This is a genomic window from Microcystis sp. M113S1 (genome assembly GCF_020246945.1).
In the GTDB taxonomy this organism is placed as follows: Bacteria; Cyanobacteriota; Cyanobacteriia; order Cyanobacteriales; family Microcystaceae; genus Microcystis.
In genome coordinates this window covers 1-12,372 of record NZ_JADBSA010000077.1, presented here as the reverse complement: position 1 = coordinate 12,372, position 12,372 = coordinate 1, and the positions used below count along the sequence as shown (strand labels likewise).

The window sequence follows — 12,372 nt, the reverse complement described above, 5'->3', positions numbered from 1 at the left end:
GGATAGGGTTCATCCGCAGGAATTATGTACTCGGAAACTAGCGAACAGCGATCCGCAAGACACTTTCGAGAGTTCAACCAATCTTTCCGTTCCGAGAGCGCGTAATTGTAAACGCTTTTGCCAACATCAAGAATGTGGACGATCTCCCGTTCCTGTCGCCTGTTTACCTTTAGTTTGTACTGGTAGGTAAGCGTTATCACTGTCGCTTGTTTCGTGATGTACAATTAGATTATAACACTTACTGCCCAATATTTTAACTGATTACAATCATGGATTTCGCTCTGTTTATAGACTTACCGCTCACGTCGTATTCGTCATCAAATACCGGCCATTGCTATTAGCAATGAAATCTTAGCCCGACTTAAAGAAATCTTTGCGTCAACGCTCACGAAATGGGACAGCTCGTTGCTTGATTTCAACGGTGAATCAGATTACGTTCACCTAATTATCGATTACAAGCCTGACATCGCTTTATCCAAACTAATCGCTAACCTTAAAACAGTTAGTAGTCGCTTAATTAGAAAAGAATTTCCGTACTTAGCGGCAAAGTATTTCTACAACAAACCCTATTTTTGGACGGGAGGTTATTTCGTGGCTAGTTGTGGCGGCGTTACTGTCGAACAACTAAAAAAATACGTCGAGAACCAAAACTCCCCGAAAATAGGCTGTTCTGCATTTAAACTAGATCTCTTGCATAAAAAGCTCTCGGCGTAGCTGATCGGCAAAGAGTGAAAAATTACAAGGTTTCTTAATATTAATTTACAATAATCTCGTCGGCGCTGTCGGGTTGGTTCATTTCCGCTAGGGTTTGCCAACCTGATTGCCAGAGATTCGCGTCTTGCAACTGTTTAGCATTAATCCAGAAGCGGACAGTCGGATCGCAGGAAGCAACTAATTCGGCAAAAACCCATTGACCGCGATTTTGACGATTGACCACTTGAAAATGTCGCCAGCCCCATGTTTTTTGTTTTGCCGTCCATTTTGATCCCAAGAGATGGGGATATTTCTGTTTTTTGGGCATAAAAGTTAAAACACCTAAGTGCGGGATAGGCTAAAACCCTTATATTATCCTAGTCTGCCAACCCGATTCTTTTCCCGGAGCAAGGAGAGGAAAAATTATCGGGGCGCTTAAGTGCGCCCCAGTTTTGGCTAATAACCGCGCCAAACACCCACTAAAACCCCTTGCACTTGTACTTGTTCAGTATTGGCTGTAATTGGTTGATATTTTTGATTAGAGGGTTGGAGAGTGATGATTTCTCCTTCTTGGTAGAAACGTTTTAAAGTAGTACCGTGGCCTTCGACTCTAGCGGCGACGATTTCCCCATTGGACACCGCTTCATTACCCGTCAGAGAACGCATAATCACCAGATCCCCATCGGCAATATGATCCTCGATCATGCTGTCTCCAGAAACGCGCAGAGCATAACAGTCTTGACTGCGTTGCAACAGGTTAGAAAGATCGAGTTTTTCTTCCACATCGGTGAAAGGTTCCACTAAACCACCAGCAGCGATCGCACCGAGAACCGGTAAACCTTGCACTGGTTGTTTGAGAATCCGCAGGGTGCGTGCTTTTCCTTCTGTCCAATCAATATAGCCTTTGGCGCGTAAACGTTCTAAACGGCTTTGAATCGGTGCGGGAGAGCGTAAATTCATCGCTCGCATCATTTGCCGGATGGAAGGGGCGTGTTGAGTAGTGCGAATATACTCAATTAGCCAGTCGTACAACTCCTTTTGCGCTTGAGTAAGGGTTTCGAGGTTAGTCATGATCTATTTTCCTATCCTTGGGTTAAGATAATTTGTACTTTAGTTCATTTGTGTTTAACCTAGTACATCTTAACTTCATCGGCTGACTAAATCAACTGGTTATTAGATCTCTTGCAAAAATCAAAAATTGTCGTGGTTGGTTAGGAGTCGGTCGTCAGCCTTGAATCAGTTATCAGTTATCAGTTATCAGATGCGAGTTACAGCGTTTCTCAGATAGATGAGGTTCGTTCTTGCGGCTAAAATACTTGATTAGCAAGGTTTAATCTGTGCTTCACCTTGACGAGAAAGGCTGTATCGGTTCACTGATTACTGATTACTGTTCACTGATAACTGAAAAGTTTCCCCACTTCCCCACTTCATAATTAATAATTCATAATTCCTTCTCCCTGCTCATAGACAGTCTTAATGAGTAATTTAGATAGTCAACAGCTTATCTTCTGACCTAGCACTTTTTTTAAAAAAGTATCATTAATTTTTATCTCAATTCTCAATATTAATTAATCCCAGTCGGTTGCTGGCAAACTCAGCAGCGTATTAAGAAAAAATAACGAATTGCTAGAAAGCCGAGAATCTGGATAATGATCGAGGTGGAGACAGAAAAATTGCTCTACTTAAGCCTGTCTGCCGTAAGCGTCCAATAGTAGATAGGGAGTCAAAAGCGACGCTCAAAGAAAATCCTTCGGTTGTCAGGGAAACGACAGGATATTTAGTGCGAAATTGAGCCGTAAAAAAACTTAAAATCCCGACAAATATCGTAAAAACTAAGGGGAACACATGACCAAAAAAACCTATGCAACCATAGACGGTAACGAAGCTGTTGCGCGCGTTGCCTATCGTCTCAGTGAAGTGATCGCTATTTATCCTATCACTCCCTCCTCGCCTATGGGTGAATGGTCCGATAGTTGGGCGGCCGAACGCAGAGCTAATCTCTGGGGAACCATCCCTTCCGTAATCGAAATGCAGAGCGAAGGTGGGGCAGCGGGAACCCTGCACGGAGCGCTACAAACAGGAGCTTTAACTACTACTTTCACTTCCTCGCAGGGATTATTATTAATGCTCCCCAACTTCTACAAAATTGCGGGGGAATTAACCTCTTCAGTGGTTCATGTGGCGGCCCGTGCTTTAGCAGCCCAAGGATTGTCAATTTTTGGGGATCATAGTGATGTCATGTCTGCCAGAAGTACGGGTTGGGCTATGTTAGCGGCTAATTCCGTTCAAGAAGCTCAAGATCTGGCGGCTATCGCCACAGCTACCACCCTAGAAACGCGGATTCCTTTTCTGCACTTTTTTGATGGTTTTCGTACCAGTCATGAGGTGCAAAAAGTCGAATTAATTAGCGATGAAACTCTCAAAGAACTGATCGATGAAGACCTAATTATTGCCCACCGTCAAAGGGCTTTAACTCCCGATCGACCGGTTTTACGAGGCACGGCACAAAATCCCGATGTTTATTTCCAGGCAAGGGAAAGCGTCAATCCTTTCTATTATGCTTGTCCCGATATCGCTCAAAAAATTATGGATCGTTTTGCCCAATTAACAGGACGGCAATACCATCTCTATGAATACCACGGTGCGCCCGATGCCGAAAGAGTGATTATGTTAATGGGATCGGGAGGGGAAACCGTCCATGAAACCGTTGATTATCTCAATCAAAATGGGGCTAAAGTTGGGGTTTTAAAAGTTCGTCTCTATCGTCCCTTTGCCGCCGAAAAATTACTGGCAGCTTTGCCCACCACAGTGAAAAAAATAGCCGTTTTAGATCGCTGTAAAGAACCCGGTGCCGGGGGCGATCCGCTATATTTAGACGTGGTAAATGCCTTTATGGAAGAGTACGAAGGCAAGCTGCCGAAAATTGTGGGAGGACGCTACGGTTTATCTTCCAAAGAATTTACTCCGGCCATGATTGCTGGTATATTTGATAACTTAAGTCTCGACAAACCGAAAAATCACTTCACTATTGGTATCGTTGACGATCTTACCTTTTCCAGTCTGGAATATGACCGCAGTTTCTCCACTGAACCGGACGAAGTAGTGCGGGCGGTTTTCTACGGTTTAGGTTCCGATGGTACGGTGGGAGCTAACAAAAATTCAATTAAAATTATCGGTGAAGATACTGATAATTATGCCCAGGGTTATTTCGTCTATGATTCCAAAAAATCTGGCTCCGTCACCGTTTCTCACCTACGCTTTGGACCGGAGCCGATTCGCTCTACCTATTTAATCACTGATGCTAACTTTATCGCCTGTCATCAGTGGGAATTTATCGAACAATTTGACCTGCTAGAAACCGCTAAATCGAACTCAATTTTTCTCCTCAATAGTCCCTATCCACCGGAGGAGGTATTTAGTCACTTACCCCGCAATCTCCAGCAAACTATCATCGATAAAAATCTGCAAGTTTATACGATTAATGCCACTCAAGTAGCCAAAGAAGCGGGGATGGGCAGTCGGATTAATACCGTGATGCAGGTGTGTTTCTTTGCCCTAGCGGGGGTTTTGTCTCGGGAAGATGCGATCGAACAAATCAAAAAAGCTATCCGCAAGACCTACGGCAAGAAAGGCGAAGAAATCGTGCAGATGAACATCAAAGCTGTGGATTCTGCCCTAGAACACCTCTATCAAGTGCCAATTCCCGCCACTGTCACCCCGGAAGCTTTTGAATTAAGACCTCCAATCCCCGACACCGCACCCGCTTTCGTCCGAGAAGTCCTCGGCAAAATTATCGCCCGTCACGGGGATGAATTGCCCGTTAGCGCCCTTCCCAACGATGGTACTTATCCCACCGCCACTAGCCAATGGGAAAAACGCAATATTGCCCAAGAAATCCCCGTTTGGGACGCTGATGTCTGTGTTCAGTGCGGTAAATGCGTTCTCGTTTGTCCCCACGCCGTTATTCGCTCAAAAGTCTATGATGAGGCCGAATTAGCCACGGCCCCAGAAACCTTTAAAGTCGCTAATGCCAAGGATCACGACTGGAAAGGGCTAAAATTCACCATCCAAGTGGCCGCCGAAGATTGTACCGGTTGCGGTATCTGCGTTGATGTTTGCCCCGCTAAAAACAAATCGCAACCGCGTCTAAGAGCGATTAATATGGCTCCCCAATTGCCCCTGCGGGAACAGGAACGAGTTAACTGGGATTTCTTCCTTAATTTGCCTAATCCAGACCGTTCAAGCCTAAATCTTAATAAAATTAACCATCAGCAAATGCAGGAACCTCTCTTTGAGTTTTCCGGTGCTTGTGCCGGTTGTGGTGAGACTCCCTACGTTAAATTGGTCAGTCAGCTATTTGGCGATCGCATGATAGTGGCTAATGCCACCGGTTGTTCATCTATCTACGGAGGTAATTTACCGACAACACCCTGGGCAGTTAACGCTGAAGGTCGCGGTCCAGCTTGGTCGAATTCCCTCTTTGAAGATAATGCCGAATTTGGCTTAGGATTCCGAGTTTCCATCGATAAACAGGCAGAATTTGCCGCCGAACTGTTAGCAACCCTCGCTAGTGAAATCGGAGAAAGTCTAGCGGCAGATATTCTCAATTGTCACCAAGTCGATGAAGCGGAAATTTACGAACAACGGCAACGGGTAGAGGCCTTAAAATCCCGTTTAGGGCAATTAACCCCGACCACGCAGGTGAAAATGTTGTTATCCGTGGCCGATTATCTGGTCAAGAAAAGCGTCTGGATTGTCGGGGGTGACGGTTGGGCCTACGACATCGGTTACGGTGGCTTAGATCACGTTTTAGCCAGTGGTCGCAATGTGAATATTTTGGTCATGGATACGGAAGTTTACTCGAATACGGGCGGCCAGGCCTCGAAAGCTACTCCCCGCGCCGCCGTAGCTAAATTTGCTTCTGGTGGCAAACCAGGGCCGAAAAAAGACCTCGGTTTAATGGCCATGACCTACGGTAACGTCTATGTGGCCAGCGTGGCTATGGGGGCAAGAAACGAGCAAACTATCAAAGCTTTCCTAGAAGCGGAAGCTTACAACGGGCCATCGCTAATTATCGCCTATTCTCACTGTATTGCTCACGGGATCAACATGACCACCGCCATGAACCATCAAAAAGAAGTGGTGGAAAGCGGTCGCTGGTTAATGTACCGTTATCATCCCGATTTAGCTAAAGAAGGCAAAAATCCCCTGCAATTGGACAGCCGTGAGCCTAAGCTTACCGTAGCGCAAACTCTCTACTCGGAGAATCGCTTTAAGATGTTGGCCACCAGTAAGCCGGAGGAAGCTAAACGTCTCCTCAAAGAAGCACAAGCAGATGTGGACACACGCTGGCAAATGTATCAGTATCTAGCAGCAAAAGGTACAGGGAGCAAGGAATAGTTATGAATCTACACACTACCTACATGGGTTTGCAATTGCGATCGCCGCTAGTCATCGGTGCGGCCGCACCCTTGAGCGAGGATATCGACAATATCAAGAAAATGGAAGACTTCGGAGCCGCTGCCGTGGTTTTACACTCCTTTTTCGAGGAGCAGATTAAACAGGAAAGACTGGCTTTACACCATCATTTTACCCACGGAGCCGAGAGTTTTGCGGAAGCTTTGACTTATTTTCCCGAACCGGAGGTTTTTCACGTTGGTTCCGAGGAATATCTCAACCATATTCGCAAAGCCAAAGAAATGGTCGATATTCCCATTATTGCCAGTCTCAACGGTGAGACCGCTGGGGGATGGTTGGAGTATGCCATTCAAATTCAACAAGCGGGCGCTGATGCTTTGGAGTTGAATGTTTATTATGTTCCTAACGACCTGGAATTAACCGGAAATCACGTCGAACAAAACTATATTGATATCCTCAAAATTGTCAAATCGGAGGTATCAATTCCTGTCTCGATGAAGTTAAGTCCCTACTTTAGCAATACGGCCAATATGGCTAAACAATTAGCGGAAGCAGGGGCCGATGGGTTGGTATTATTTAACCGTTTCTATCAGCCGGATATCGACTTAGAAACCTTGGATGTTCACCCCAATATTATCCTCAGTAATCCCCAAGCGATGCGTTTACCCCTGCGCTGGATTGCCATGCTTTACGGTCGTGTACCGACGGATTTTGCCGCTACCAGTGGTATTCATAACGCCATCGACGTGATCAAAATGATGATGGTGGGTGCAAAAGCGACTATGTTAGTTAGTGTTTTATTACGCCACGGTTTGGAGGAAATTATCAAGATCGAACAGGGTTTATTGCATTGGTTGGAAGAAAATGAGTATGAATCGATCGAGCAGTTAATTGGCAGTATGAGTCAAATGAATTGCCCAGATCCTAGCGCTTTTGAACGGGTACAGTACATGAGGGCCATACAAAGTTACGAACCTGTTTGGAAACGTTTTCAAACCACCAGCAAATAAAAGTGGGAAGTGGGAAATTATGAATTATGAATTATGAATTATGAATTGGGGAATGGGGAGTTGGGAGATAGGGAAGTGGGGAATTTCAACTAAAACCCCAAAACCCCAACACCCTAACACCCCAACACCCCAACACCCCAACACCCATCCGACTCCTGACAAAAAAATCCTGGAGGATATAACCATGAGCGAGAATCAAAGGAAAAAAATCGGCATTCTGACCAGTGGTGGCGATTGCCCGGGGTTAAATGCGGTAATTCGTGCCGTGGTGAAAGCATCAAAACTCAAGGGTTGGGATGTGTACGGCATTCCCTACGGGACCGACGGTTTTATGCAGATTGCCGAGGGAAAATATCACCCCCAAGATTTGATCCTGACTCAGCATGGCTATAACCTGCCAGGGGTCTTGAAAGGATTAGACGTTTTGCAGTTCCTTAGTGGTAGTATCTTGGGTTCTTTGAGCAAAGGACATCCCGAAAACCCAGAAATTGCCACGAAAATCCTGCAAGGATACGAAATGCTGGGATTAGATGCCCTGATCGTCGTCGGGGGCGATGGGAGCATCGATATCATCTACGATCTCGCCCAGAAAGGCAATTGGAATATTATCGCGGTTCCCAAAACCATCGATAATGACGTTCCCTATACGGAATGGGCCGTCGGTTTTACCACTGCCGTCGATATCGTCACCCAAGCTTTGTATGATCTCACCTTTACCGCCGCTAGTCACGAAAGGGTGATGATTGTGCAGGTGATGGGTAGAGATGCTGGTCATTTAGCTCTTCATGCCGGAATTGCCGGGGGGGCCGATGCGATTTTTATTCCCGAATTAACCCCTGCTCTCACTCCCGAAATTATCGACGGTTGTTGTCGTCATTTGGCACAATTACGCGCTCAAGGTCGTCAATTCGCTCTCATTGTAATTTCTGAGGGTGTTAAAAACGAAGATAACCAAAAAGAGAAGTATATTGCTGATTATTTACAAAAATTGATAGTTGACAAAACTCGCTCTTTGTGCGTTACCGATCCCGTCTTCTGTTATCTCAATTCCATGGATGTGCGGGCCATGTCTTTGGGACACCTGCAAAGAAGTCGTCCTCCTTTGGCCATGGATCGACTGTTAGCCACGGCTTTCGGCATTAAGGCCGTAGAATTAATTGAACAGGGAAAACTCGATCGCGTGGTGATTTGGCGCGGGGGACAAGTGCGTAGTTTGCCCCTGAAACCAGTGATCAAAATTATCAAACAATGCCATCAAGAGAATCGCTGTGCCTATCCCGTGGATCCCCATGGTTTTATTGTGAAAACAGCCCGTTCTTTGGGAATTTACCTCGGGGAAAATACCACGACCGAGACGGCAGTGGTTCCGGAAGTTGTGGAGGTGTTAGTTTAGTTATAATAAAGCGAGGAGAGTTGCTCACACCTTCTCGCTCTGTTAATTGGTTAAAATTAGGCATTTCTTAACCCTACAATTACGAGATATACTGACAGCTACTGTCGAAATAAAGAAACTTTTTCAAAGAGTGTAATTAATTTTCTGACTTATGTTATACTGGGGGCTAAGTTTTCAAAAGCAGATAACTATGTCAAATTCACTAAGCTCACAAGAGTCTTGCACGGGAAAGCAAGTCAACGAAGCACAATCCATTAATCAATTAGTGGAAAAAAAAACCGATTATAATAATTCCTCTCAAGTATCTAATATCAACGGCAATTTTCCAGAACTCGATCGGATAGAGCTTATGAGTGAAATGGAGCGTTTAACCAAGCTAGAAAAGATCAGAAAAATAGCTAGTTATCTCAGCTTGGTTTTAATAATCCTAATTCCTTTTGTTCATCCTCTGTTGAATCCTTTCCCCAATCAAGAAAACCAATTAGAAAACCGAGTCAAATTAGAAAACCGAACTGTAGATCCTTCTCCTACAAAGGTAATTGACCAACCCGATGAATTAAATTCTTTTCTGTCAAATAATCATAACTTTATCTATCACTATCTGATCGTGCTTTTAACTATTAGTCTATCTCTAATGGGTTCTACTTATTTGATTGAGTTTTTAGTTAAATTAGAAATAAACAAGATATCCTCTAAGTTAAAAAATACCGAGAGTATAGTTAAAGGCTAGATATTCCCAACATCATCGATAATCTTTTCAGAATTGCCCCAAAAAACCTAGTAATGGGCGAAGTTATTGCTATTGATAGATTTTAGACTGGAAAGAGCGATCAAAAAAAGCTCCAGTTTTCCACAGATTTTCCACAGGGGAATTCTTGCTATTATTTCTTAGCGTACAAAAAAACTATTCCTGCTATGAAATTTACCAGTAGTCAAAGCGAACTCAACTTATCTCGTCTTAAAAAAGCTTCTTTGGGATTCGCATTTGGCAGTGCTTTAGGAGCCGTCATTGCTATGGGTACTACATCGGAAGACTGGAATCCCTATCAAAAATTGATCTATAGTAGTAGCATAGCTTCGATCGGCGGCATAGCAGGTTTAGCGGTTGATGGAGTAACCGGTTCTACAGAAAGGCTCAAAGCGTCGATTAAAAGAAATAAGCATGATATACTAGGTCAATCACTAATAAATCGTGATTTGACTCCGACAGCTTTTTTACAAGAATATATAAAGTTAGTTTATTCTGATCTATCCGCATCAAATTTAGAGTATCGAGATAAGCAATGGTTGATTGAAAAAGTGATTCCTCGAGTTTTGAGAGTTATTCCAGAATTCTATCGTTATTCACCCGAATACATGAAAACACTTTTAGAAGACTTGTATAGCTTTTTAAAAGAAGAAGCTTACCAGCCGATTAATGTGGGAGTAGGACAGCCAATATTATTAATCCAAAAATTATTTAATCGACAACTGGAGATAAGAATAGCAGCAGCTACATCGACAAGATGGTTCGAACAATATAATCTAGTTTTTCATAATCGAGAATCATATCCACAAAGACCAGCTTTAGAAAAAGCTACAAGTCCAACAGTGGAACCTCCCATTCCATTAGAAAGAACAGAAGAAGAAATTGCCTTGGAAGAAGAAGAGATTTAAGCCGGAATTATGTCTTTGTTTCGGTGATTATCCTAAAAGATAACTTGGTCTTTACAGGGTTTTTTATGGCAATAAAGTACGGAGCAAAAGCATCTTATAGCAGTTATCTCAATGGTGAGGTACAAAGTTTTCATTTTGGGGAGACAGGAGACGATGCCCTATCAGGTTATACTTCATCTTTATGAGAAACGTCGTCATAAAAATTACTCAAATTCACTTTAACCTAGATTTGTAGAAGTTGGGTTAAATTATCTCAAGGGAACAAAACCGGCTTTTTCAATTAATTTCTGTCCTTGATCGGTTAATAATAAATCAGCGTAAGCTTCCCCCGCTTGTTCGTCTAATTGACCATTTTGTTTGATAATAACAAAAAGACGACGGGTGATCGGGTATTCTCCCTTTTGAAAAGCTAATTCATTCAGTTGATTACGCTTCTGGGGACATTGGGAAGACGGGATCGAAGGTTCTTGGTAGGGGGCAACTAATTTATTTTCACTTTTACCGAGGGGCAAAGTTTTAATTCTACACTGGGGAACTACTTCCGGTGCAGAAGCATAGTAAATTCCTCCCAAATTTTGGGAAACTTTTCTAAGAGCAGGAGTCGTGCTATAAACGTACTGAATATTATCCCCAAAATCGGCTTTTTCTAAAACCTGATCGATAAAAAATTCCACGGTTCCCCCATCTTCCTTGCGTCGGGAATAGGGAATAATGGCTAAATTAGGCCCGCCCACTTGCTGCCAATTGCTAATTTTTCCTGTATAAATATCTTTTAACTGGGTAATTGTTAGACCGGAAACCGGTAAATCGGGATGAACCGCGATCGCAATTCCATCGATAGCCACGGGAACCTCTTTTAAGGTCAATCGCCGTTGTTGAGCGCGTTGTATTTCCTCATCTTTGAGCGATCGAGATGCTTGGGAAAAAGCCAATTGATTCTCGATTAACATCCGAATGCCGCTGCCGGTGCCGGGGGTTCCCGTAGTGGGATCGGTATAGACGAGGCGAAATTTCGGCCAGACTTGCTGGATGATAAAGTCCACTTCCTTGCGAATCGGGGCCCAAGTGGTACTTCCCCCGTAGTTAAATAATCCTTCCGGGACATTTTTAACCGCAGCTAACGTTTCGGAAATTTGATTATTCGAGGAGGAGGAGGAAGAAGAATTCGATCGATCATTGAAATTGGGAAAGGTTTTGTTGAGCAACCACCAAGCAATTCCTCCTAAAAGTGCCGATGTCACCATAACCGTCAACAGCAGGGGAAGAATTTCATTTTTCTGGGACATAAAATCAGGATCAGGCTTCGGACTACTTTAATGATAATACCAGCTTTTTTTAATGACCCTAGCTTTTACAATTCTGTCGGGTTGTGCCAAGGGTTAAGGATAAACCATAGAGACACGAACAACAGAAAGGAGAGGACAGATTCGATGAGTAAAACCTATCAGATAAAGGACAAGATAGCGATATAACCTGCTTGAGCATCTTCTCCTGTTGACTGGCTACAGATATTCGAACAGCAAAAAACTTGAACAACAAAAACTAGAAAAGCAAGGGATGGAGGCAACCCCATCCCCAAACTAGACAATGAGGCTATTCTTTTTTATACATCACCTCCACCACGGTATGTACGTTACCTCTGGGATGAAAATCTCCCTTAACTTTCATCTGCAAGGGTTCGCAAGCGGCCACCAAATCATCTAAAATTTGGTTAATTGCTTCTTCGTGGGAAATATAACGATCGCGATAACTATTAATATAAAGTTTAATCGCCTTTAATTCCATCACCTTTTGATCGGGAACGTAGCTAAGATAAATAGTGGCAAAATCGGGATAACCGGAAAAGGGACACTTACAGGTATATTCCGGCAGAGTGATCTGAATATCGTAATTTCTGCCCGGGCGTGGATTGGGGAAAGTAATTAATGTTCCTTCGGCAATTTCTCTTTCCCCGTACTTAACTTCAATTTTTTCGGAAGACTGAACCATGTTTTTTCCTAACTAGACACTGTTTCCTATCATAGCTGGAATATTCTCTCGAGAGGCGTTACCGAATCAACAGTTGACATCCTCGCCGCACTTTTAGGGCGGCGATTCCTAAACCTCACGATTTAAGTTTCTGCTTCAACCACCGTTGCATACCACGGTTAAAAAACCATGTACTGTCTTACACAAAGTCCACAGACTTTCGCGACCTTTCAG

10 protein-coding genes and 1 pseudogene are annotated in these 12,372 nt (G+C 43.6%); 6 read left to right on the top strand and 5 right to left on the bottom strand.

Annotated elements, in window-relative coordinates:
* Positions 1-200 (bottom strand): helix-turn-helix domain-containing protein (locus IM319_RS04425; protein ID WP_287734770.1); only part of this gene is annotated, 200 nt, incomplete at its 3' end.
* A gap of 41 nt (positions 201-241) precedes the next feature.
* Here IM319_RS04425 and tnpA point away from each other — a divergent pair.
* Positions 242-714, top strand: a pseudogene (gene tnpA / locus IM319_RS04420) (IS200/IS605 family transposase).
* Between the two features lie 40 nt (positions 715-754).
* On the opposite strand, the gene IM319_RS04415 reads toward tnpA, so the two are convergent.
* A complete protein-coding gene (locus IM319_RS04415) occupies positions 755-1,021 on the bottom strand; it encodes a TIGR02450 family Trp-rich protein (RefSeq protein WP_286823851.1) in 267 nt (88 codons plus the stop codon).
* 128 nt (positions 1,022-1,149) lie between these two features.
* Positions 1,150-1,764, bottom strand: coding sequence for a transcriptional repressor LexA (gene lexA / locus IM319_RS04410; RefSeq protein WP_286823853.1), 615 nt, complete (start codon positions 1,762-1,764; stop codon positions 1,150-1,152).
* Between the two features lie 774 nt (positions 1,765-2,538).
* Between lexA and nifJ the strand changes: the two genes are divergently transcribed.
* The 5 genes from nifJ to IM319_RS04385 all read left to right on the top strand — a co-directional run bounded on the left by nifJ (position 2,539) and on the right by IM319_RS04385 (position 10,170).
* Complete coding sequence (gene nifJ / locus IM319_RS04405; protein WP_287734769.1) at positions 2,539-6,093, top strand: pyruvate:ferredoxin (flavodoxin) oxidoreductase; 3,555 nt, start codon at positions 2,539-2,541, stop codon at positions 6,091-6,093.
* A 2-nt stretch (positions 6,094-6,095) separates the two neighbouring features.
* A complete protein-coding gene (locus tag IM319_RS04400; protein ID WP_286823856.1) occupies positions 6,096-7,121 on the top strand; it encodes a dihydroorotate dehydrogenase-like protein in 1,026 nt (341 codons plus the stop codon).
* A gap of 184 nt (positions 7,122-7,305) precedes the next feature.
* Positions 7,306-8,514 (top strand): ATP-dependent 6-phosphofructokinase, encoded by a 1,209-nt coding sequence (locus IM319_RS04395; protein ID WP_287684243.1) that lies wholly within the window; start codon positions 7,306-7,308, stop codon positions 8,512-8,514.
* Between the two features lie 190 nt (positions 8,515-8,704).
* On the top strand, positions 8,705-9,244 hold the full coding sequence (locus IM319_RS04390) for a hypothetical protein (protein ID WP_287734768.1): 540 nt from the start codon (positions 8,705-8,707) through the stop codon (positions 9,242-9,244).
* A gap of 185 nt (positions 9,245-9,429) precedes the next feature.
* Entirely contained in the window at positions 9,430-10,170 is a 741-nt protein-coding gene (locus tag IM319_RS04385) for a hypothetical protein (protein ID WP_287734767.1), read from the top strand.
* 248 nt (positions 10,171-10,418) lie between these two features.
* Here IM319_RS04385 and IM319_RS04380 read toward each other — a convergent pair whose 3' ends face one another.
* Together IM319_RS04380 and queF are read right to left on the bottom strand one after the other, a co-directional pair.
* Complete coding sequence (locus IM319_RS04380; RefSeq protein ID WP_287734766.1) at positions 10,419-11,456, bottom strand: PstS family phosphate ABC transporter substrate-binding protein; 1,038 nt, start codon at positions 11,454-11,456, stop codon at positions 10,419-10,421.
* Positions 11,457-11,763: 307 nt separating this feature from the next.
* Positions 11,764-12,159 (bottom strand): preQ(1) synthase, encoded by a 396-nt coding sequence (gene queF / locus IM319_RS04375; RefSeq protein ID WP_002740916.1) that lies wholly within the window; start codon positions 12,157-12,159, stop codon positions 11,764-11,766.
* Positions 12,160-12,372: the final 213 nt, after the last annotated feature.

Coding starts and splice junctions, on each gene's coding strand:
- IM319_RS04380 (WP_287734766.1), bottom strand. CDS start 11,456: ATGTCCCAGAAAAATGAAATTCTTCCCCTGCTGTTGACGGTTATGGTG.
- nifJ (WP_287734769.1), top strand. CDS start 2,539: ATGACCAAAAAAACCTATGCAACCATAGACGGTAACGAAGCTGTTGCG.
- queF (WP_002740916.1), bottom strand. CDS start 12,159: ATGGTTCAGTCTTCCGAAAAAATTGAAGTTAAGTACGGGGAAAGAGAA.
- IM319_RS04395 (WP_287684243.1), top strand. CDS start 7,306: ATGAGCGAGAATCAAAGGAAAAAAATCGGCATTCTGACCAGTGGTGGC.
- IM319_RS04400 (WP_286823856.1), top strand. CDS start 6,096: ATGAATCTACACACTACCTACATGGGTTTGCAATTGCGATCGCCGCTA.
- IM319_RS04390 (WP_287734768.1), top strand. CDS start 8,705: ATGTCAAATTCACTAAGCTCACAAGAGTCTTGCACGGGAAAGCAAGTC.
- lexA (WP_286823853.1), bottom strand. CDS start 1,764: ATGACTAACCTCGAAACCCTTACTCAAGCGCAAAAGGAGTTGTACGAC.
- IM319_RS04385 (WP_287734767.1), top strand. CDS start 9,430: ATGAAATTTACCAGTAGTCAAAGCGAACTCAACTTATCTCGTCTTAAA.
- IM319_RS04415 (WP_286823851.1), bottom strand. CDS start 1,021: ATGCCCAAAAAACAGAAATATCCCCATCTCTTGGGATCAAAATGGACG.